The organism is Bacillus amyloliquefaciens DSM 7 = ATCC 23350, assembly GCF_000196735.1.
Classification (GTDB): domain Bacteria; phylum Bacillota; class Bacilli; order Bacillales; family Bacillaceae; genus Bacillus; species Bacillus amyloliquefaciens.
Window position 1 is genome coordinate 2,824,860 of the sequence record NC_014551.1, and the last position, 22,300, is coordinate 2,847,159.

A 22,300-nucleotide genomic window follows, 5' to 3' on the forward strand; every position below is an offset into this window, starting at 1 on the left:
CTTACGAGGAGGTCGTTTTTTTTATGACAATTTCTACACGGCGGTTTTCTTTCATATGTCTGATGCTTTTGTTGTCCTTCACAGGTTTCGTATCCGCGTAACCGACAGAAATAAACCGTTTGGCGGAAAAGTCTTCTTTTGCGGTAAAATAACGGATCACACTCGCCGCTCTTGCAGATGACAGCTCCCAGTTCGACGGAAATTGATAGGTGGAAATCCGGCGGCTGTCCGTATGGCCTTCAACCTGTATGGCATTCGGAAGTGTTTTCAAAAGCACCGCGATCTGATGCAGGACTGGCTCAGCGTTTTTCAGCACATCCGCTTTTCCAGTCTGAAACAGAACGGCCTCCTGCAGCACAAGAACCACTCCGCGCTCATCGCGCTTCGCCGTCATTTTGGAACTTAAATGGTGCGTTTTTATGTATGTCTTCACGTTCTGCAACAGCAAATCCTGTTCACTATTTTCGTTTGCTTTGCTTGATGACGCTGGTTCACCCCCGCTGCCGTTTGTATGAATCGAAGTAACGGCTGATTGAAATTTTTCCGCGTCTATTTGCGACATCGAAAAAAGCAATATAAAGAACACGAGAATAAGCGTGATCAAGTCGGCAAACGTCACCATCCATCTTGGTGAACCTCCTGTATTTCCCGGTTTGTTCCTTCGTTCAAAACGCTCTTTTCTAAGCTTCATGGACAGCGCCCTTTTTCTTGTTCGAAGGCTGTCCTTTACGCCAGTCTTCTCTTGAGCTGAAAACGACGAGCTGACTTTCGAGATTGCGGGGATTTTTTCCCGATTGGATGCCGACAACACCTTCGATGATAACCTGCTTGATGAAAATTTCACTTTCGGTTTTTTCTTCAAGCTTTGCCGCGATAGGGATAAACACCAAATTGGCAAGCAGCGCCCCGTACAGCGTCGTCAATAGCGCAATAGCCATATTCGGCCCGAGTGTATGCGGGTCATTTAAGTTTTTAAGCATGAGCACGAGTCCGACAAGCGTCCCGATCATTCCCCAGGCGGGCGCAAAATCACCGGCTTTTTCAAAAACGCGTCTGCCTTTTCTGTGCCTTTCTTCCATCGCGGCGATCTCTGAATCCATCACCAGCCGGATCGTTTCCTCGTCCCAGCCGTCTATCGCAAGCAATAACCCTTTTTTTAAAAACGGGTCTTTGATTTCACGCGCCTGATCCTCCAGAGACAGCAGCCCTTGCCTGCGCGCCTGCTCCGCAAGGCTGACGAATACTCTGACAAGCTCCTTCACATTATCATCCTGACGGGAGAATACCTGTTTTAAAACAGATGGGGTTTTCTTTAAATCCCGCGGCGGAAAACTGATAAACACCGCTGCGGCAAGGCCGCCTGTTACGATTAAAAAAGAAGTCAGATCTAAAAATGAGCTGATTCCCGCCAGTCCCGTTCCTGACAGAATTCCGATTGCGACAATAATACAGCCTAACATAAATCCAACGGGTGTCAGATAATCAAAACGTTTCATATCTTCTCCTTATCAAGTAAAAAAGCAAGATTCCACTCAGGCAGAGTGAAGCTTGCTTTTCCGTTTTTCTTATGACTTGGTTGATTGTCTTAATTCGATGCGGTGAGGCAATTCAACGATATGCTCTTCAACCGGCTCTTTGTTCATCAGTTTTGTCAAAAGTCTCATCGCCACGGCGCCGATATCGTACGTAGGCTGCACGACTGTTGAAAGCTGAGGGCGGACCATCAGGCTCAATCTCGTATTGTCAAAACCGATAATGTCAAGATCGTCAGGAATCGACATACCCTGATCCTGGGCCGCATGAATAATGCCGAGAGCCATTTCATCCGTCGCAGAAAGGATCGCCGTCGGTTTCCGGTCAAGGCCCATCAAGCTTTGAAGCGCCTCCATCCCGGAATCATAGGTGTAATCGCCTTCCGCCACGAACTGCTCGTTAAACGCAATGCCCGCTTCTTCAAGCGCCCGTTTGTACCCTTGCAGTTTTTTCGAACGGTTGATCGGCTCTGCCATCGGTCCGGAGACAAATGCGATATCGCGATGCCCCTTATCAATGAAAAGCTTGACGGCATCATAAATCGCCTGTTCATAATCAATGGCGACAGAAGGCGTCTCGCCCTGTTCTTCAACTGACGCAGCCAATACGATCGGAACGGGAGAGCGCTTAAATTCTTCGACATGCTCGTCCGTAATGTTGCCGCCCATAAATACGATACCGTCTACTTGTTTACCGAGCATCGTATTTAACAGGTGCAGTTCCTTCTCGAGATTTTGGTCTGAATTGCTTAAAATAATATTATATTTGTACATCGTCGCGATATCTTCAATTCCCCGCGCAAGTTCCGCGTAAAAAATACTTGAGATATCAGGGATGATGACGCCGACCGTAGTCGTTTTTTTGCTTGCCAGTCCTCTTGCCACCGCGTTCGGGCGGTAGCCGAGGCGGTCAATGGCTTCCAATACTTTTTTTCTGGTCGTCGGTTTTACATTCGGATTGCCGTTTACGACGCGGGAAACAGTCGCCATGCTGACATTTGCTTCTCTGGCCACATCGTATATCGTAATGTTGCTCACTGAAACCACTCCTTTTACTGGATACACTTATCCTTATCTATAGCATAAACACTTTATGTAAAGAAATGTCGTACGTTTTCGCATTCTGTCGTTTATGGTTGTAAGCGTAAGTCAGTAGTGTACATTATTTTTCATTATTCATCAAATTTAAATACTTCTCATGAAATTATACACGTTTTTCCCAATGATGAAAACGTTCACTTTCATTTTATAATTAAATAAAATGAAGAAACGAAAAAAGGCCGCACACGGCGGCCTTAAAGAGCGGAACACTGTATTATGCTTTTACTTTCATCATCGGCTTTAATTCGTTCAGCCATTTCTCGAATTCAGGAATATCCATCTGCTGCGCAGAGTCTGAAAGGGCAACGGAAGGATCAGGGTGAACTTCAGCCATAACGCCGTCAGCGCCGATCGCAAGCGCCGCTTTTGCTGTCGGAAGCAGGAGATCGCGGCGGCCTGTTGAATGTGTTACGTCAACAAACACCGGCAAGTGAGTTTCCTGCTTCAAAATCGGCACGGCAGAAATGTCGAGTGTATTTCTCGTTGCTGTTTCGTACGTTCTGATTCCGCGCTCACAAAGAATGATTTGGTCGTTTCCTTGTGACATGATGTATTCAGCTGCATTGATGAATTCTGAAATCGTTGCGGCAAGACCGCGTTTTAACAATACCGGCTTTTTAACGGAACCGGCGGCTTTCAGCAATTCAAAGTTTTGCATGTTCCGTGCGCCGATCTGAATGACGTCAATGTAATCAATCGCTTGCTCAATGTGGGCAGGCGTTACGATTTCACTGATCACCGCGAGGTCATATTCATCAGCGACGCGTTTGAGAATTTGCAGGCCTTCTACGCCGAGACCTTGGAAATCATACGGGCTTGTGCGGGGTTTGAACGCGCCTCCGCGCAGGATTTTAATGCCTTGTTTTTTCGCTGCGGCAGCTACTTCCGCAACCTGCTCATAGCTTTCTACGGCACAAGGTCCGACGATGAATCTCTGATCGCCGTCACCGACTTTTTCGCCTTTAATATCAACGATTGTATCTTCTGCTTTTTTCTTCCGGGAGACGAGCAACGCTTTGCTGTGATCCTCTTCTTGAAGCTCGAGGCCGGCTTTGAAAATTTCTTTGAAAATATGCTGGATTGTTGAGTTTTCAAATGGGCCGTCATTGCTCTCAATAATGCGGTTAAGCATTGTACGCTCTCTGACAGGGTCAAATCGGTTGACACCCTGTGCTTCTTTTGCTTTACCGATTTCTTTTACAACGGCTCCGCGTTCATTGATTAATTTAAGGATTTCTAAGTTTAGTGCGTCTGCCTGCTGTCTTAGGTTCTCTAATTCCTTGTTGCTCATCTTTTTCATCCCTTCTATGCTATGTTTTATTTTAATAGTTAACATGCATCTTACTACAGTTATGCGAAAATAGGAATATGAAATAATAAATTTTTTCACATTCTGCTTTATCACAAAAACGCTTTTAAGCTTTTATGCGTTGAAGTAACGTATAATGTTATCCTACATGATATGTCTGAAATGATCAATAGTTTTTTTCAAAAAAAAACCGCCGGTATTATCCGGCGGCAAGCAATTATGAAAGATGCTGTTCTATTGCGTTTTTTGTAATTTGTGAATGAGACGCGTGCCATTTCACTTCGCCGTTTGTAATGACGAATACTTGCGGGCTTTCATGTTTCACGCCGTAGGTCTCGGCGATATAGTTTGAAAGCGGCCGGCTGTCCTGCACCTGCAGGTAATAAGAAGGCACTTCTGTATGCTCCGATGCAAAGGCGTCAAACTCTTGAAACGCCGCTTGGCTGATCGGGCAGGTTGTGCTGTGTTTCAAAAACACGAGCGTATTTTCTTTCTCAGCGGCATTTTTGAACTCTTCTTCTGACGATATCAGCTGCTTAGTCATGTCGGTTATCTCTCCTTATTGAAGATCAGCGATTTGCCTGACCGGCTGTTTCCGCGGCTTCTTCCGCTTCGTTCTTGATGCTTTGAGCCGTATCCTGCATTTCGCTTCTCGTCTCTTCGGCTTTCTCAGTTAGTGTGCTCTTAGAACGGTCTTTTAAATCCTTCACTTTATTCATAATCTGGCCTGACTGATCAGCTACCAGCTGGGTGATGTTAGATGTTTTGTCTTTGGCGATGCTGACATATTGAGAGCCTTTTTCTTTCGCGTCGGCCGTCATTCTGTCCGTCTTATCCTTTAATGCAGAGGCCTGGCTGCCGAGATCGTCGCGCAGCTCCTTGCCTGATTTAGGCGCCAGAAACAAAGCTGTTGTCGCGCCGATAATTCCCCCGATCAGCGTTCCGATTAAAAAATCCTTACTATTGATTCCATCTTTGCTCATTATGATTCCTCCTTAGTGGATTTTTCTTATGATTAAAGCGATGTTTTTTTCTTTTGCTTCCACTTGTCCCATATTTCCATAGCCGCCTGGCTCCAGGTGACAACCTGACTGATCTTGTCCTGGTTCTCTCTTACAGAGGCCGAAACGGAACCGGCTGCCTGCTTTATGGATGTATTAAACTGCTGGACGGAAGTTCCCACTTCCTGCACAGCATGGACAACCGTATTTAATTTCTCTGATTTTTCCTGAATATCCTCCGCGAGACGGTTTGTCTTATGTAACAGCTCGGCGGTCTCTGCGGTGATGCCCTTCATCTGCCCTTCAAGGCCGTTTAAAGTCGACGCAACGTTTGTTAAGGTCATCTGCACAGACTTTAATGTTTTGGACAGATAAATGACGAGGATAAGAAATGCTACGGCAATGAGTGCGACGCTTAAGTAAAGAATGATAATCATCTAATACCTCCTTATTGCAGGATATAATGGTATATACCCAATTATGAAAATGATAAACATATATGAAAGGGGCTGTCTGTATACTATTTCTCCGTTTATCGGAAAATCCCTTTACAGCACGCGCAAAAAAGCAGTGAGAGCCCCACTGCTTTTTTGTTACGCTATGACGTTTTCATAAGCTCTCATATATTTTTGAATGTCTCCGGCGCCCATAAAGATCAGCACTGCGTTTTCATGCGCTTTTAACACGGATGTGTCATTCTCTTCAATGAGTTCTGCGTTATCGATTTTTTCCTGCAGATCCGTGATGGTGAGCTTTCCGACGTTCTCGCGGGCTGAGCCGAAAATGTCGCACAGATATACGCGATCGGCGGCGCTTAAGCTTTCTGCGAATTCATCAAGGAAAGATTGCGTCCGTGTAAACGTATGCGGCTGGAATACCGCGATGATTTCACGTTCAGGATATTTTTGACGGGCCGCCTCAATCGTGACTTTAATTTCAGTCGGATGGTGGGCGTAGTCGTCTATCAGCACCTGGCTGCCGATCACTTTTTCATTGAATCTGCGTTTGACGCCGCCGAATGATTCAAGTCCGAGCTTAATCATGTTCACGTCTATCTCTTCATAGTGGCAGAGCGCAATGACCGCTAATGAATTGAGGACATTGTGATGGCCGTATGCCGGGATGTAGAACGTATCGTAAAACGTATTGCGGACAAAGACGTCAAATGTCGTGCCTTCGGTATTTTTTACGATGTTTCTCGCTTGAAAATCGTTTTCTTCTCCCGTGCCGTAATAAACGACAGGCACATTGGCGTGAATTTTCGGCAGGTACTCGTCATCACCGCAGGCAATGATGCCTTTGTTGACTTGAAGCGCCATGTTTTGGAAAGCATCAAACACATCGTCAATGTTGGCGAAATAATCAGGGTGGTCAAAATCAATATTCGTCATGATCGCATAATCAGGCTGATAGCTTAAGAAATGACGGCGGTACTCGCAGGCTTCAAATACAAAGTATTCGCTGCTTTCATTTCCTTTGCCCGTTCCGTCCCCGATAAGAAACGAAGTCGGCTTCGCTTGCTGCATCACGTGTGCTAAGAGGCCCGTTGTGGACGTCTTTCCGTGTGCGCCCGTTACCGCGACACTTGTATATTTTTTCATGTATTCAGCTAAAAATTTATGATATCTGATAACAGGAATCCCCTCAGCAAGCGCCTTTGCGATTTCCGGATGAGAATCAGGGAATGCGTTTCCGGCGATTACCGTTAAGCCGGGTTTGATGTTATCGGCGCTGAACGGATAGATCGGGATATTTCTTTTTTCAAGGGCAGCCTGAGTAAAAATCTGCTTCTCGATATCCGATCCCTGCACCTGATATCCTGTATCATGCAAGATTTGAGCAAGCGGGCTCATACCTGTCCCTTTTATTCCAACAAAATGATAAACAGTCATAATCGTACCTCCAACAAACGTCTATCTGTTCCCCAGTATATGACGCTCATTTCATTTTGCGACCGCCGCGGGCAAAAAGCCCAAACAGCGGCGCTTCCATTTATTTTTACGTTATCGTCAGTATCTGTAACTTTCTTTTTGATTAAACCTGCCGCATGATATTTCAGCGCGTGACAGTGATGCAGTTTGATGGTCCATCCACTATCATACCATGTTTGTGAGAAAAATGAACGATATTCTTATTCTTGAGAAATGTCAGCGGCCGTAATCAGCACTTCGCGGGGTTTGCTGCCCTTCGCTTCTGAGATCATGCCTTCAGCCTCCATCATGTCAATCAGCCTCGCGGCGCGATTATAGCCGATTCTGAACCTTCTTTGAAGGCTTGAGGTGCTGGCGCTGTTTTGTTCCACGACGAATTGACACGCCTCAGGAAACAGCTCGTCCTCTTCCTTGAGGGCGGTTCCCTGCCTGATCAGTTCTTCCTGTTCAAACAAATAAGAAGGCGGCAGCTGCTTTCTGACATGGGAGACGACGCGGTCAATCTCTCTGTCGGACACAAAGTTGCCCTGCAGGCGCACCGGTTTTCCGGTGCCGTTTTCCCAGTAGAGCATGTCGCCTTTTCCGAGAAGCTTTTCCGCTCCCGCCATGTCGATAATCGTTCTGGAATCTACCTGGCTTGAGACGGAGAATGCAATCCTCGTCGGTATGTTCGCTTTGATCATTCCGGTAATGACATCGACAGACGGACGCTGTGTCGCGACAAGCAGATGAATGCCGCAGGCTCTCGCTTTCTGCGCGATTCTGGCAATGCTTTCTTCCACATCGTTCGGCGCCACCATCATTAAATCAGCAAGCTCATCAATGACCACAACAAGGTAAGGGAGCTTTTCGCCGGTCTTATGATCGGCCGTTAATTCATTAAAGCGGCCGATATCTCTTACACCCGAATGGGCAAACAGTTCATACCGCCGTTCCATCTCTTCCACAACCCATTTTAATGCGGCGGTCGCGGCTTTGGCGTCTGTGATGACGGGGCTGACCAAATGCGGAATTTGGTTATAAGGCGCAAGCTCCACCATTTTCGGATCAATCAGAAGCACTTTGACATCGCTCGGATCCGCCTTATAAAGCAGACTTACCAAAATGGTATTGATGCAGACGCTTTTTCCCGATCCCGTGGCACCCGCAATCAATCCGTGCGGCATCTTTTTCAAATCAATGACGACCGGGTTTCCGGAAATATCGACGCCGAGCGCGGCTGTAAGCGGAGACGGATTCTCCCTGAAAGCGGCGCTTCTGATCATCTGCCGTAAATCGACGACCTTGCTTACGCGGTTCGGAACTTCAATGCCGATCGTGTTTTTACCGGGGATCGGCGCCTCAATCCGAATATCCTTGGCAGATAAACTCAGTTTTATATCATCTGCTAAATTTGTAATTTTGTTCACTTTCACTCCGGGCTCAGGATGCACTTCAAATCGTGTGACAGATGGGCCTTGTGTGACATGAACGACTTGGGCGCGCACATTAAAGTTTTTCAGCGTAACGTTTAAAAGCTCGCGCTGTCCTTCAATCCATGATTGGTCGTCCTGTCTTTGCGCCGGCGGCACGTCCAGAAGCGACAGATTAGGAAAGACATAGCCCGCACCGCCTTCTGGCGTCTTCGTCTGCTTGTGTTTATCGCTTTTAAGCATCATGACGTTAAACGGCACATTACGCTCTCTCGGCCGATCCGCTCTTCTCGCAGGCTGTGCGGTGTGATCGGTTTTTTCTTCAGCAGGCCGGGCCGGGGCATCGGCCGTCTCAATGTTTACAGGCTCAAGCTCCGGTTCTGATTGCTGAGGGGCATCATTGTACTCAGGCTGAGGATCTGCTTCCTGTTTCACGTCAGCTTCAGGCAATTCAGGCCGGTCTTCAGACTGCGGCTGAACTTCTTCTTGTTCTTCTGAGTATGTATACACCGGTTCTTCCGCGGTTTCAAAAGGCCGGGCTTTTTCCGGCTCAGGCTGCTGATACTCCTCCTGCGGCGGCGCTTGGTCTTCTGTGTGTTCAGCCGGCAGGGGTGCTTCATACTCAGGTTCTTTTATAGATGGCTCGGTTTGTTCATGCTCTTGTTCTTCCGGATAGCCGGCAGGCACCGCGCTTTCCGTTTGCTGCGAGTCTTCAGACTGCGGCGGTTCGGACGCTCTGTACACCTGCTCTTCCGCTTCAGTCTCAGAGTGCAGCTGCTCTTGTTTGGCGGCCGGGTATTCGTCCGTTTCCTGTTTCGTTAACGGTTCCGGCCGGGTATTTGTCTGTTTAGTTAGGCCGGATGCTGTGAATACGGGCTCTTTTTCCGTTTCCTGACCGGACTTTGGCGGATCAAACTGCTCCTCTGACAGCAATGTTACGCTCTCTTCACGCTGTTTTTGGGGATTAGGCGCTTTTTTAATGCTGTGCTGAGATTGAAAGCCGTAGACCGGTGAAGGAATGGATGACGGTTTAAAGGGCTTTTTCACCGTATCCGGCTCTTTATATGTATGCTCTTTCCTTTCCGTATGCTCCTTCGCGGCGGCATAACCCCGTGAAGGCTGGCGGCGGCGTTCGTGCCTTTCCTGCTGTCTTTGTTCCGTCCGCTTATAGCCGTCCGGAACGACAGGGAAGCGGAAATTCCCTTTCGGATATTCATAATATATTTTAGGATCTTCCATGCGCGTTAATTTGCCTTCTGGCTGATCCGGTATATGCTCTTTCGGGACTTGTGCATGCGTGTTCGGTTCAAGTTCATGCTCTTCTTCTTTTTCACCTAAAAATAAGTCAAAAAATTTATTCAGCCAACTCATGTTTAATCACTCTCTAACTCCCTTTTTAGTAGTCTGGGACGATATTTAGTATACCATTGCCGGGCGGCTCAGAAAAGATTAAGCTCCCAACAGAAGAAAGCCGTTAAGCAGACATGCTTAACGGCTTTCCCTCACATCATTCGATTCTGTGCGCTTATTTATGGGAGTTAGAATTGAAATGCTTCGCCGGCCTCGCGGCTGTCTTCAAGAACAAGAATGCCTTTTTCCTGCGGCGCATCCGGCAAAGCGAGTTCTTTCGCGGAGCAGATCATGCCGCTTGACGGAACGCCTCTTAGTTCAGCGTCTTTAATCACAAGCCCGCTCGGCATCACCGCGCCGACTTTAGCGACGACGACTTTCTGTCCTTTGTCCACGTTCGGAGCGCCGCAAACGATTTGAAGGGTTTCTTCTCCCACATTCACTTGGCAGATGTTCAGTTTATCCGCATTCGGATGTTTTTCTTTCGATTCTACGTGACCGACAACAAATTTCGGAGAAAGGTCAACCGTCAGTGTTTCTGAAACGCCGTTTCTGTTCAGTATTTCATTCACGTCCTGAACGAATGTCTCAGACAAAGCGACGGGGCCGTTGTCTTCAATCTGTAAATAAGAAGACACGTTAAAAATGTTAAAGCCCGTCGTTTCTTTTGTTTCTTTGTTAAAGATTCTTGCGACATCGCCTTCTCTTTCATAGCTGATTTCTTCGCGTGCTGCATCTTTAAGAGAGATCAGAAGCGTATCTCCCACACCTTCTTTATTGTAAAAAGCGTTCATAAGAAAAATCCTTTCTAATCCTTTTTCGGCCGGCTTTTCGCCATGATAAACACAGGTTCCAGTCTGCCTTCATTGTACAGAAATGAAAGGGCCGTAATCGGCACCGTGCCGCTTGCAAAGAAGCTCATGGACATTTGCCCTAAAATATCATAACCCGATTCATTTCGAATGTCAGCAAGTATTAATACATCCTGATGCGGGACAGAAATCGCTAATTCACCTTCAGCGGCCTGCTTGTATTCATGAAGAATCGAATCATTGAGAATCCGGCTGGCGTCATAGCCGTCATTCGCCCTGAAAAAATAAAAATAATTGCCCGCAACCGTATCCTTTTTGACGACGGAAGGGAGAGAGCGGAGATTGAATGACGCCGTCTCCCTGATCCGTTCTTTTGTCCAGTTTTCTTTCTCAAGCATCCGGCTGTCAATTAAGCGGTACGTTTTGCCGAGGTCAAGCGCGTAGTAGATTCTGGTTTCGGCCGTATGGTCATCATACACGAGCGGAATGCCGTCGCCCGTTTGATCGGGAAATGATGTGGAGCGGATCACCGGATAGATTCCGGCTTCCTTTCCGGTCATCTCCTGTCCGCTGCCGCCCATCGCCTCCATCGCTTCTGACACATAGTAGACGATCTCGTCGATCGCTTCTTCTTTTTTTGTCTCCCACTTGGCGATGATCGGCGGGAGCTCCAATGTAATGCCTTTTTTAGTCGTTTGATCCTCAACACGGAGGGTGTCTTTTTCTCTGTCAAAAAAGAAGGATCGGTTCTCGTGCTGCAGGCGCTGTTTTAATAGATCCGACAGCTTCCTTGACGTCATTTTCAAAGCCTGTGGCCTCCTTTACGCTTTAGCGAGGGAATCGGTTAAAAATTGCTCAATTTCCTCTTTCGTTTTGCGGTCTTTGCTGACGAAGCGGTTCACTTCTTTTCCTCCGTTAAACACCACAAAGCTCGGAATGCCGTAGATTTCCCATTCCGCGCATGTATCAATAAACTGATCGCGGTCTACGTAGTAATACGTGAATTCAGGATAGTCCGCTTCCAGCTCAGGGAGAAACGGCTCCACAAAGCGGCAGTCCGGGCACCAATCCGCTGAAAACATAAATACCGCCCAATCGTCCTGTACCGCTTTTTGCAATTCTTCCGTGCTTTCAATTTTTTTCATTGTGATTCCTCCATTTGGATTTTGAGTTTTTTGTATGCTGAGTCCAATTGGATCATACCAGACTGCTTACAGCAAGACCAACTATATGCAATATCATTATCATATTTCATTTGCATTATCAAGTAAGTTTCGTTTACCATTTTGTTTATAGCCGTACGAAAATCTGAATATGTATAAAAGGAGGAGCAAAAGATGCAGTTTGTCGTGTACTTAGCCGGTGAAATCCACAGCAATTGGCGGGACGAGATCAAGAACAAAGCAAAAGCGCTGCACCTGCCGATTACATTTGTTGGCCCGATGGAAAACCACGAGCGCTCAGACAATATCGGAGAAGAGATTATGGGCGAGCAGCCTGATTCTGTTTTAAAAGACGCCAGAGCTTCTGATATCAACAATTTCCGTACAGAGGTGCTGATGGAAAAAGCCGATTTTGTGATCGCCCTGTTTGGCGAGAAATATAAACAGTGGAATACCGCGATGGATGCTTCTTATGCCATCGCAAAAGGAAAGCCGCTCATTCTTATCCGCCCGAAAGAGCTGCATCATCCTCTGAAAGAGCTTTCCGGAAAAGCGAATATAACGGTGGAAACCGTAAATCAAGCGATGAAAGCACTCTCTTATTTATTTGAAGCAGAATAAGCAGGCCGCCTTTATGAGGGCCTGCTTATTTTTTTACACATTTTCTCTGATCGTTTCGACCGTCTGTTTGTCACTCGCCATGACCAGCTTAATGAGCATTTCTTTCGCCGCGGCATAATCGTCGACATGGATGATGGCGGCATTTGTATGGATGTATCTTGAACAAATGCCGATGACGGCAGACGGAACCCCGCTGTTTGAAATGTGGACCCTTCCGGCATCCGTTCCCCCGCCTGAAGCGAAGTATTGATAAGGGATATTATGCGTTTCCGCCATATCAAGGACGAACTCTCTCATCCCGCGGTGCATGACCGTCGTTCTGTCGAGAATGCGGAGCAGCACTCCCTCGCCGAGACGGCCAAACAGCTCCTTATCGCCGCTCATATCATTTGCCGGGCTGGCATCAAGTGCGAAGAAGAGATCAGGCTGAATCATGTTGGCTGCTGTCTGCGCCCCTCTCAAGCCGACTTCCTCCTGAACGGTGGCTCCGGCGTACAGGTTGTTCGGCAGCTCTTTTCCGTGCAGCTCTTTTAATAATTCAATGCTTAATCCGCAGCCGTAGCGGTTATCCCACGCTTTGGACAATATTTTCTTCTCATTGGCCATAGGAGTAAACGGGCATACCGGCACGACCTGCTGACCCGGTCTGATCCCCATTCTGACCGCGTCCTCTTTATCATCGGTACCGATATCAATCATCATATTTTTGATCTCCATCGGCTTGGCGCGCTGGGCATCCGTTAAAATGTGGGGCGGGATGCTAGAAATGACGCCGATGACAGGTCCGTTATCCGTCTGCACCTCGACGCGCTGGGCAAGAAGCACCTGACTCCACCAGCCGCCGAGCGTCTGAAATCTCAGCATGCCGTTATCCGTAATCTGCGTCACCATAAATCCGACTTCATCCATATGGCCGGCTACCATAACGGTGGGCGCATCTTCAGCGCCCCGCCTTACGCCGAAAACACTTCCGAGTCTGTCCTGCACGATGTCATCCGCATATTTCGCAAGCTCCCGTTTCATAAAGGAGCGGACCTGGTGTTCATTTCCCGGTGCGCCGGGAAGCTGCGTCAGCGTCCGGAAAAGCGTTTTCGTTTCCTCATTCATATTTTCCCCTCATTTCTATGTAGTGCTTTTATTTTATTAGAAAAACAACCGTTTTCCAAGTTCTCAAATTGAATGGGCTGTAAAACCGCCGCTTTACTTAACACCGTCTGGCATCTTCTGTATAATAAAAACTACGACATAATTGGAGGTGCTTCATATTGAAATTACGTCATTTTCTCTTAGGTGCGGGAGTCGGATTATGCGCTGCCATCGCAGTGAAAAAGTATGCAATGAAACCTTATATCTCTTCAGAAAAAGCGCTGCGCATCGTGAAAGCGGCTTTTAAACAGCGCGGGCCGATAGATGGATCATGGATATACACAGAGCCCGAGCCTTACCAGGTAAACGGAGAAACCATCCAGGTATACAAAACTGGCGTGACACGTTCGGCATTTGGCGAGCTGGAGCAATATGAAGTTATGGTCAATGCAAAAACAGGCCAGATTGTCGATGTCATTGATTCTGTCGCCTCATAATTCGGACAAGCAAAAAATAAAGCCCAAAACCATCAGCGTTTTGGGCTTTATTCGGTTACATCGGCCGAATCCGTTTGTATACAGGGTGCCACATCGCGTCTTGCACCGTTTGGATCAGATCCTCGGGTTCCGTTTCCGCTACACCGTCCTGAATGGCCGCTTTCGCTACGGCTACCGCTACTGTTGCTGATACCGTCCTGAGATCCTCCACTTTCGGGAGCATCGGCGCCCCCGGCTTGCCGACGTCGACCATACCGGCAATGGCATTCGCGCAGGCAACGAACATATTGTCCGTAATCAGCCTTGCTTTCGTCACAATCGTGCCGAGCCCGAGTCCCGGGAATACGAGCGCGTTGTTCGCCTGTCCGATATGGTAGGTAACGCCGTTATACGCAACAGGAGGGAACGGACTCCCCGTTGTGACAAGCGCACGGCCTTCTGTCCATTTTATTAAATCTTCTGGTTTTGCTTCTGATAAAGTGGTCGGATTTGACATCGGCAAAATAGCGGGCCGCTTGACATGAGAGGCCATTTCTTTGACGATTTCTTCCGTAAATGCGCCTGATACAGTGGACGTGCCGATCAGAATCGTCGGCTTCGCCTGGCGCACCGTCTCCGCCAGATCAATTGATCCGCCTTCACCGCTGCGGCTGTACTCTTTCACTTCATCAGCAGGCCGGGCGTACGGAACCTGAAAATCACGCAAATCCTTCATGTCATCCGTTAACAGTCCGTTTCTGTCGATACACCAAAAATGGCTGTATGATTCTTCTTGGCTTAATCCGTCATGCACCATTGCTTCACGGAGCTGCTCAGCAATTCCGATGCCGGCCGTTCCCGCGCCGAAGACAACGACTTTATGTTCTTTTAAAGGCACTTTTGATGCTTTTGCGCAGGCTAACACTGCTGCAAGCGACACCGCGCCCGTTCCTTGAATGTCATCGTTAAACGTACAGACTTTATCTTTATACCGTTTTAATATGCCGCGGGCGTTAGCCGTACCGAAATCCTCCCAATGAAGCAGCGCATTCGGGAACGTTTCCCGCGCAAGCGAGACATATTCATCAATAAAACGGTCATATTTCTCGCCGCGGACTCTTGAATGCTGGTTTCCGACATACAGCGGGTCATTTAAAAGACTTTCTTGATTTGTCCCGGCATCTAATACGACCGCAAGCACTCTTGACGGGTCAATTCCCGCCGCTGCCGTATACACAGCGAGTTTTCCGACAGAAATGGCGATGCCGCCGACACCCCAGTCACCGATTCCCAAAATGCCCTCGGCATCCGTCGCAACGATTAAATCAATATTTTCATTTTTTCCGAACTGCTGAAATGCATGCGCATTCCCTCAGGATCATCTATTGATAAATACAGACCGCGGGGTTTTCTGTACTCATGGCTGTAACGCTGGATCGCTGTGCCGACGGTCGGCGTATATACAATCGGCAGCATTTCGCCTAAATGATCATTTAGCAGCCTGTAAAATAACGTTTCATTCCGGTCATGGAGAGCGGTCAAGTACACATTTTTGCTCAGCTCATCAGGCTGCGAACTGAACTGTTCGTAAGCCCGTCTCGCCTGCTCTTCGATTGTCAATATTTTCGGCGGCAGAAATCCCTCGAGTCCGAGTTCTTTTCTTTCCTCCTGTGTAAAGGCCACCCCTTTATTTAAAAAGGGCGTAGAAAGCAATTCTAAGCCGCGCAGGGTTGTTTTGATTTCTCCATCTTTCGTCACTTGAAATTGATTCACCTGTCTCTTCCTTTCAAAGCAATTTGTCTTAGGTTTGCTTTTATTCCCGAAATTCATACAGGTAAATCATTTGGCCCGCTTATTTTTTCTCCCGCTTGACAGACGCAGCCACTTCACCGTCTTCGCCCCATTTTACCGCTCTGTAAATCGCGTCGTGATAGAAAATCAGCCAGGCGTCTTTCTCCGCTGCGAACGTCTGCCATTTCTGCTTTTGCGGAATCGAGGTCATCGGATAATCATCATACGCCAGCACCCATAACGGATTTTTATGAGCGTTTGTCGGCATCAGGTCGGCAAAATGCACAGCCGTTTCCCCTCCGTCTTCTAAGACAATTACGCTGTGTCCGTTACTGTGGCCGCCGGTGTGGTGCATCGTAATGCCTTCTGTCAGCTGATACCCGTTATCAAAGGTTTCGACCTGATCTTGTACCGCCTCCCAATTTTCTCTCCAATATGTATTTTTCGATCTGATATTAGGGTTTCTCATTTCGTGCCACTCTGTCGCAGAAGTGATAATACGGGCATTCGGAAAAACAGAGACAAGCTCATCTCCGCTGTATTCCGTCAGACCGCATGCATGGTCAAAATGAAGATGGGTCATCGCCGCAATATGAATATCCTCACAGGAAAGCCCCAGCTCACTGAGAGATTTTTTCAGATTGGATTCCTGTGTTACGCCGTAATTTCTTTTCTGCTTATCGGAGAATTTCCCACTGCCGATACCCGCGTCAACCAATATATTCAGGCCGTTTTTTCTGATGAGAATCGGATCTGTTCTTAATTCAATCTGGTTCTTGTCATTTACGGGGTATTTTCTCGACCATAAAGGCTTCGGGACAACGCCGAACATCGCTCCCCCGTCCATATGCGTCACACCGCCGTCCAGCCACGTTAATGAAATATTCCCAATATTCAATGTCTCCATCTTCATCCCTCCTGATGTAATGGTAGCAAATGGCGGCATAAAAAAACAGACTCCCGCATCAGAGTCTGTCTTTTGTTCTCCATTTGGCTTCCGCCCGGTAAATCGGCTGGCCGAGCGCGGAGAATTTTTCTTCGTATTCTGTCATAATATTGCCCTTCGGATCGCTGTTGTGCAGATCGAGACTGACATCCGTCAGGAGCAGGCCGTATTCGGAAAAGCTCTTCAGGGAGTATTCAAATAGACCGCGGTTATCGGTTTTGAAATGAATCTCACCTGTTTCGCCCATTACTTCTTCGTATTTTTTCAAGAACGTTTTAAACGTTAAACGGCGTTTTTCATGACGGTTTTTCGGCCAAGGGTCAGAAAAGTTTAAATATACGCGTTTGATTTCTCCCCGTTCAAATACATCATTCAGTGTTTCCGCGTCTATATTTAACAAGCGGACATTGTGAGCTCCGCTGTCCTTTACTTTTTGGACGGCAGTGACGATGACGCTTTTAAACAGTTCGATACCGATATAGTTGATATCCGGATTCTGCTTGGCCATTCCTGAAATGAACTGCCCTTTTCCCGTACCGACTTCAATATGGATCGGGTTGTCATTGCCAAAGACCGTGTTCCACCGCCCTTTATACTGAGCCGGATCACTGATGGCGATGTCAGCGTTTTCTGCCAGAAAATCATTCGCCCAAGGTTTATGGCGCATTCTCATATGATTGACACCTCTATCTATAATTTCGAGTAACAACATACCATGAAACAAAAAGAGCCGCAAGCGCCTTTTAAAGACCCCGGCTGCATAAAAAAAGAGGCTCCCCGGTCCGGAACACTCATGTGATGCATAAAACCGCACCGCTTTGCACAATGTATGACACAGAAAGGATGTGTATATGAATCATGGGCTTAACAAGCGAACATCAGGTCCGGTTATTAAAGGACATATTGGCCGACCATCAATTGGATTGCTGCGGGACCGTTGCCGAATATGAACAGCTCGAGCGCGTCATCAAATCACTGATGGCCAACACCGGGCTTGATTCAAATATAAAAAACGTGCTCGAGGATGTATACCGCTACAGCCAGTCCGGCATCACGGCCGATTCCATCGACACGCATATTCAGGAGCACCAAAACCATTTGTCCCAATGGGTGGAGCAGATGAATTCGTACTCCTGACTACTTGACAATCCGCTTCATCAGGGCATGAAGCTCTTCCATGGCATCATGATACGCTTTGTCGTTTCCTTTTGATTTGTGCCAGGCAATGAAGGTGAGGGTCTCTGATAACATGTACCATGCCATCCGCAGCCGCAGCCCTTCCGTGAGCTTCATGCCGTACATTCCAAGCCAGCTGTCCCACGCTGGCTCTTCGACGTAATGATACAATAAAGGGCCGAGATCCATGGCCGGATCGGCTATCATGGCGCCGTCCCAATCTATTAAATACAGCTGGTTGTCTTCAGACAGAAGCCAGTTATTATGATTCACATCACAATGGCAGACGACTTTTTCACCGAATTGAACCTGATCCACATGCGCTTCCAAATAAGCAAGGCCTTCCTGGATAAGAGGCGAAAATTGCCGCACGGCAAAGACGGCCTGCTTCAGCTGCGACAAAAGGGCGCCCGGATCGAGCGGTTCTTTTCCCAATCTTTTCAGCATGTCGAGCAAGGCTTTGGATGTGTGGATTTTGCGAAGCAGCTCAGCCACCGGGCGTCCGCTCATATCCTTCGGCTTCAGCTCTCTGCCCGCCATCCAATGCTGAGCCGTAATAACGTCTCCGTTTTCCATCCGTTTCGTCCAAACCAGCTTCGGAACAATGCCTTCGGCGGATAACACGGCTAAAAAGGGTGAGCTATTACGTTTTAAAAAAAGCTGTTGGCCGTTATGTTTCGCATAATATGCATCTCCTGTAGCTCCTCCGGCGGGGAAGATCTCCCAATCGCTACCTAGTAATTGTCCCAACCAGTTCATATCAATGTTCAACCCATCATTTCTTAAAATATTTTAGAATAGGCCTCCAGCCTTTCTCTTTTCGGCGGAGCAGCCTGTCATAAACAATTTCTTGAGAATAAAAAAGACAGCTATTGAGAGTCTCATATGCTAATCAATAGCCGTCTTATAAATTTTAGCGCTACAGCACAAACTTCGTCAAGCAAAACTAGCAAGAACACCTGTGAATTCTGAAGATTTATGTCGTGAACCGCTCTTTGCCGAGATAGATTTGACGGGTTTTATTTGTTTATTATGTTTTTATTTTTAACGGCGCTCCGCCTGGCATAAGCCGAAACGGCGTCGTTCCGACAAGCTCGCCGTCAGCGTGAAGCGGAATTTTCCCATCCGTTTCAAAAATGAATTCCTTCCCCTTTAAAATCGTCACTCCGTCCATTTTGGTATGCCGGCCAAAGCTCATCGCCCATAGAAAACGGTACAGCGGAAAAAAGGACAGGTTTTCTGCAATGACAATATCAAAATGGTTTTCGCGGGGATTTGCAGAAGGCGCCGCTTTCATACCGCCTCCGTAATAAGGATGATTAGCCGCAATGACAAACCAGACATTGCGGAATTCATGCCTTTGGCCGTCTGCGGTGCAAGCAAATCTGAACGGCTGAAACCCCGAGGCCGTACGTATATGCGCAAGCGGGTAAATCACAAAACCGAGACGCAGAAACCGAAGAACGCGCGAAAACGGAAACTCCGCGGCAGTCTTCAAGACCGAGGCATCGAAGCCGACAGACAGATGGTTAATAAAATAAAGAGATTGGGCTTTGTCATGAAAAAAGTTGATGTTTCCCGCAAAAAATTTCCGTGTGAGCGGGCGGTGCAGGCCTTTGATTTCATGGAGGAGCGCCGACTTCTTAATGCCGAGGCCTTTGGAAAAGTCATTGTACGAACCGGCAGGCACAAAGGTCAGCTCAATCTGATCCATTCCTTTCAGCCCGTTAATGACTTCATGCATCGTGCCGTCCCCGCCGATAACAAACAGCCGCTTCAGCTTATGATCCTGCATCGTTGAAATCTGTCTCGCCAGCACTTCCGCATGTCCTGGATGCCCGGTCAAAAAGGAGCGGTGGCTAATCCCGCGCCTGGTCAGCTCTTTTTGAACCGATTTCCAGACACGCCGGCCCCGCCCGCCTCCTGAGACCGGATTAATGATAAAAAACCATTGACTCATCGTTTGTTTTCACCTGCTTCATAGATGAAGAGACATCTGGCAAACGTCCGTTTTAATCAAGCCATTCCTGTCTCCTGCTTGATTGACTCAAGCCGTAAGACAAAAGAGCCTTCGCCGCCCTCAGCTGGTGGTGCTTGATCGGCGCCGTATTTTTCTGCTGCTTTTCCAGCCACTCTGCGGCAGTCCGTTTATCAGCTATATCCAGCCCGTACGGCGGCTCCGGATAATCAATATAAGACGTTCTGCTGAACAAAAGCTTCCTGACGGGAATGTCGGCCTGCTTTTCTTTCATGATTTGCGAAACGACCGAACCCGTCCGATTCAGGCTGAGAGACGGATTTAATACTTGGCGGGTGCTGCCGGAACCCCTTTCTTCCCAGAAACGATGTTTTGATCCGATATATACACTGTCTTCTTCAGCTTCCATAAAAGCAGCGCAGAAAATCTCCAGCGGGGAGATGATGACGATGCTCAATTCGACGGACGCCTGCTGAATTTGAAGAACCGGATGATACATCACAAAATAGGAATCGGGCAGCTTTTGAGCCAGCATTCTTAACATCCCGTCCCGCTTGACTTCCTGCGAAAGCTCAGACTTTTGAGAAAGCGTGGAGCTCGCCCATTTTAATTGAAAGTCATACAGCTGGGCTTTGAAAAAAGATGCGAGCTCAGACTTTTGAGACGGAAGATTCCCGAACAGCGCCTCATCTTCCTCCGGCTCATCAAACCATTGGTGCCTCTTTTCATTTATATCGGCCGGATTTTCTTCTTTTCTCTTTTTTAAGAAAAATTTTTTTCGGGCCGGCGCTTGATCGGTTTCACCGCCGGCAGCCGTTTCTGTTGCTTTTTCTTCTTTTTTCCGGTCAAACTCTTCAAGAAGGGTCTCCCAGCGTTCCTTCTTCAGCCGGATATACTGGTTCATATAGTGATATGGATCAAGCTCATATCTTGATATGCAGTCATGAATTTTGATGATTTGTGCCATGTGATTTCCCCACTCCGAATATTTGTTTATGTCAATTGAAACTGTGCGATTTCTTCGTATTTAGGCGATCTGTCAAGGTGGGTCTGAAACAAGGAAAACCGGCTGACGGCACTTTGCACCCTGCCGCTTTCAAACGGCACATCTTCCGGAAACGGCCGGTCTCCCGCCCACTTCCGCGCCATCGTCATGTGAGGATGATACGGCCGTTTTTCCACTTGAAAACCGGCTTTCAAAGCAGCCTGTTTTGTTTTTTCCCGCAAATCAAAGAGCAGTTCATTGTGTTCTGGCTCAAGGTGAAGCACTCTTGGCTGTCTGCGGTCGCCGAAAACGTCCAGATGCTGAAACTGTACGGTAAACGGCTGCACTGCCGACGCAGCATCTGCGAGCAGAGCCGATAGTTTTGCAAGCCGGTCTTCATCCGCGGCTCCGAGAAAAATGAGTGTAATATGATAGTCATGCGGATGCACCCATTTTTTGAATGTTAATGCCGGCTCCTTTCTGGCTGCTTCCCAAATCGGTTCAGCAATGTCAGCCGGAATCGGAATGCCGATAAAATAATGCGGCAATGAAACTTTCATGCGAGGATCTCCCCCTCTTTGGTTATGGTGTTATTATAAAACGGATAAGCGGAGAGGAGAACCCTGTCCGCTTATTATGATAGGATATTATGTACCGAACGTTTTATACAGAAAGGATGAGCCGGCCTTGAAAATAGTAAACAGCACGGCGGAACTGATCGGCAGCACACCGATCGTAAAACTCAATCGCCTTCAGCCAGAAAATGCAGCACAGGTCTATTTAAAATTAGAATCTTTTAACCCAAGCGGCAGTGTCAAAGACAGAGCGGCTTACAATATGATCATTGAAGCGGAAAAAAGCGGACATCTAAAACCCGGCTCTGTCATCATTGAACCGACAAGCGGCAATACAGGCATCGGCCTGGCGATGAACGCGGCGGCGCGCGGCTACAGGGCAATCCTCGTCATGCCTGACACGATGACGAAAGAACGCATCAACCTGCTGAAAGCGTACGGTGCGGAGGTTGTGTTAACACCGGGGGCGGAAAGAATGCCCGGCAGCATTAAAAAAGCGAAAGAACTTGCCGAACAGATCCCCGGAAGTTTTATCCCGATGCAATTCGATAACAGCGCAAACCCCGATGCCCACCGAAAAACGACCGCCATTGAAATCTATCAGGCCGTTTTGCAGCTCAACAAACCGCTCGGTGCTTTTGTGGCAACGGCGGGGACGGGCGGAACCATTACCGGAACCGGAGAAACGCTGAAAGAGCTTTTCCCGGATTTGACCGTCCATGTTGCCGAGCCGGCGGGTTCCCCCGTATTATCAGGCGGAAAACCCGGCACCCATAAGCTTGTCGGGACAAGCCCCGGGTTTATTCCAGACATATTGAATCAGGACGTTTACGATGAAATTATGAAAATTTCTGATGAAGATGCGTATACGACAACCCGGCGTCTGGCCCGAGAAGAAGGAATACTCGTCGGGCCGTCTTCAGGCGCCGCCTGCTTCGCCGCCATTGAAACCGCAAAACGCCTCCCTTCCGAGCAAATCGTCATCTGTATGACGGCCGATACGGGAGAACGTTATTTATCAACGGATTTATGGTCATTTGAATGATAAAAAGGGA

The 22,300-nt window shown here is 47.8% G+C and carries 23 protein-coding genes and 1 pseudogene; 4 read left to right on the forward strand and 20 right to left on the reverse strand.

All coding sequences use genetic code 11. The features are described from left to right. Nucleotide 1 precedes the first annotated feature (1 nt). From motS to BAMF_RS34530, 12 genes are all read right to left on the reverse strand, one after another. Complete coding sequence (motS, locus tag BAMF_RS34475; protein ID WP_041481663.1) at nt 2–691, reverse strand: flagellar motor protein MotS; 690 nt, start codon at nt 689–691, stop codon at nt 2–4. Next, entirely contained in the window at nt 681–1,496 is an 816-nt protein-coding gene (gene motP, locus BAMF_RS34480; RefSeq protein ID WP_013353209.1) for a flagellar motor protein MotP, read from the reverse strand. The genes motS and motP overlap by 11 nt, the downstream gene beginning before the upstream one ends. Nucleotides 1,497–1,565: 69 nt before the next feature. Further along, entirely contained in the window at nt 1,566–2,570 is a 1,005-nt protein-coding gene (ccpA, locus tag BAMF_RS34485) for a catabolite control protein A (RefSeq protein WP_013353210.1), read from the reverse strand. Between the two features lie 277 nt (nt 2,571–2,847). Continuing rightward, the gene (locus tag BAMF_RS34490; RefSeq protein ID WP_013353211.1) at nt 2,848–3,924 is read right to left on the reverse strand and encodes a bifunctional 3-deoxy-7-phosphoheptulonate synthase/chorismate mutase; all 1,077 of its coding nucleotides are present in this window, start codon (nt 3,922–3,924) and stop codon (nt 2,848–2,850) included. Between the two features lie 235 nt (nt 3,925–4,159). Beyond that, nucleotides 4,160–4,486, reverse strand: a complete 327-nt coding sequence (ytxJ, locus tag BAMF_RS34495) for a bacillithiol system redox-active protein YtxJ (protein WP_013353212.1) — start codon at nt 4,484–4,486, stop codon at nt 4,160–4,162. 25 nt (nt 4,487–4,511) lie between these two features. After that, on the reverse strand, nt 4,512–4,925 hold the full coding sequence (locus BAMF_RS34500; protein WP_013353213.1) for a YtxH domain-containing protein: 414 nt from the start codon (nt 4,923–4,925) through the stop codon (nt 4,512–4,514). 32 nt (nt 4,926–4,957) lie between these two features. Next, a complete protein-coding gene (locus tag BAMF_RS34505; RefSeq protein WP_013353214.1) occupies nt 4,958–5,380 on the reverse strand; it encodes a DUF948 domain-containing protein in 423 nt (140 codons plus the stop codon). Between the two features lie 156 nt (nt 5,381–5,536). Next, a complete protein-coding gene (gene murC, locus BAMF_RS34510; protein ID WP_013353215.1) occupies nt 5,537–6,835 on the reverse strand; it encodes a UDP-N-acetylmuramate--L-alanine ligase in 1,299 nt (432 codons plus the stop codon). A gap of 239 nt (nt 6,836–7,074) precedes the next feature. Further along, the gene (locus BAMF_RS34515) at nt 7,075–9,657 is read right to left on the reverse strand and encodes a DNA translocase FtsK (RefSeq protein WP_013353216.1); all 2,583 of its coding nucleotides are present in this window, start codon (nt 9,655–9,657) and stop codon (nt 7,075–7,077) included. Nucleotides 9,658–9,824: 167 nt separating this feature from the next. Continuing rightward, complete coding sequence (gene ytpR / locus BAMF_RS34520) at nt 9,825–10,430, reverse strand: YtpR family tRNA-binding protein (protein ID WP_013353217.1); 606 nt, start codon at nt 10,428–10,430, stop codon at nt 9,825–9,827. A 14-nt stretch (nt 10,431–10,444) separates the two neighbouring features. Continuing rightward, nucleotides 10,445–11,254 carry a DUF1444 domain-containing protein gene (locus tag BAMF_RS34525; protein WP_013353218.1) on the reverse strand — a complete coding sequence of 270 codons (810 nt, stop codon included), beginning with the start codon at nt 11,252–11,254 and terminating at the stop codon, nt 10,445–10,447. A 15-nt stretch (nt 11,255–11,269) separates the two neighbouring features. Continuing rightward, nucleotides 11,270–11,593 (reverse strand): thioredoxin family protein, encoded by a 324-nt coding sequence (locus BAMF_RS34530; RefSeq protein ID WP_013353219.1) that lies wholly within the window; start codon nt 11,591–11,593, stop codon nt 11,270–11,272. A 192-nt stretch (nt 11,594–11,785) separates the two neighbouring features. On the opposite strand from BAMF_RS34530, the gene BAMF_RS34535 reads away from it, so the two are divergent. Continuing rightward, a complete protein-coding gene (locus tag BAMF_RS34535; RefSeq protein ID WP_013353220.1) occupies nt 11,786–12,232 on the forward strand; it encodes a YtoQ family protein in 447 nt (148 codons plus the stop codon). A gap of 33 nt (nt 12,233–12,265) precedes the next feature. Here the strand turns inward: BAMF_RS34535 and BAMF_RS34540 are convergent, their stop codons facing one another. Continuing rightward, a complete protein-coding gene (locus BAMF_RS34540) occupies nt 12,266–13,339 on the reverse strand; it encodes a M42 family metallopeptidase (RefSeq protein WP_013353221.1) in 1,074 nt (357 codons plus the stop codon). 158 nt (nt 13,340–13,497) lie between these two features. On the opposite strand from BAMF_RS34540, the gene BAMF_RS34545 reads away from it, so the two are divergent. After that, a complete protein-coding gene (locus BAMF_RS34545) occupies nt 13,498–13,815 on the forward strand; it encodes a PepSY domain-containing protein (protein ID WP_003152366.1) in 318 nt (105 codons plus the stop codon). A gap of 55 nt (nt 13,816–13,870) precedes the next feature. Here the strand turns inward: BAMF_RS34545 and BAMF_RS34550 are convergent. The 3 genes and pseudogenes from BAMF_RS34550 to trmB form a co-directional block, all read right to left on the reverse strand. Then, nucleotides 13,871–15,624: pseudogene (locus BAMF_RS34550) on the reverse strand (NAD-dependent malic enzyme). 22 nt (nt 15,625–15,646) lie between these two features. Then, a complete protein-coding gene (locus BAMF_RS34555) occupies nt 15,647–16,492 on the reverse strand; it encodes a YtnP family quorum-quenching lactonase (RefSeq protein ID WP_014470833.1) in 846 nt (281 codons plus the stop codon). 58 nt (nt 16,493–16,550) lie between these two features. Further along, complete coding sequence (gene trmB, locus BAMF_RS34560; RefSeq protein WP_013353223.1) at nt 16,551–17,204, reverse strand: tRNA (guanosine(46)-N7)-methyltransferase TrmB; 654 nt, start codon at nt 17,202–17,204, stop codon at nt 16,551–16,553. 185 nt (nt 17,205–17,389) lie between these two features. Between trmB and BAMF_RS34565 the strand changes: the two genes are divergently transcribed. Then, nucleotides 17,390–17,668: a YtzH-like family protein gene (locus BAMF_RS34565; RefSeq protein WP_013353224.1), complete on the forward strand. Its 279-nt coding sequence runs from the start codon at nt 17,390–17,392 to the stop codon at nt 17,666–17,668. Here BAMF_RS34565 and BAMF_RS34570 read toward each other — a convergent pair whose 3' ends face one another. The 4 genes from BAMF_RS34570 to thpR all read right to left on the reverse strand — a co-directional run bounded on the left by BAMF_RS34570 (nt 17,669) and on the right by thpR (nt 21,230). Then, nucleotides 17,669–18,466, reverse strand: a complete 798-nt coding sequence (locus BAMF_RS34570; RefSeq protein ID WP_013353225.1) for a phosphotransferase family protein — start codon at nt 18,464–18,466, stop codon at nt 17,669–17,671. 271 nt (nt 18,467–18,737) lie between these two features. Continuing rightward, entirely contained in the window at nt 18,738–19,667 is a 930-nt protein-coding gene (locus BAMF_RS34575; RefSeq protein ID WP_013353226.1) for a YegS/Rv2252/BmrU family lipid kinase, read from the reverse strand. A gap of 52 nt (nt 19,668–19,719) precedes the next feature. Then, nucleotides 19,720–20,652, reverse strand: coding sequence for a hypothetical protein (locus BAMF_RS34580; protein WP_013353227.1), 933 nt, complete (start codon nt 20,650–20,652; stop codon nt 19,720–19,722). A gap of 26 nt (nt 20,653–20,678) precedes the next feature. Then, complete coding sequence (gene thpR, locus BAMF_RS34585) at nt 20,679–21,230, reverse strand: RNA 2',3'-cyclic phosphodiesterase (protein WP_013353228.1); 552 nt, start codon at nt 21,228–21,230, stop codon at nt 20,679–20,681. Nucleotides 21,231–21,306: 76 nt separating this feature from the next. On the opposite strand from thpR, the gene cysK reads away from it, so the two are divergent. After that, complete coding sequence (gene cysK, locus BAMF_RS34590) at nt 21,307–22,290, forward strand: cysteine synthase A (RefSeq protein ID WP_014472174.1); 984 nt, start codon at nt 21,307–21,309, stop codon at nt 22,288–22,290. Nucleotides 22,291–22,300: the final 10 nt, after the last annotated feature.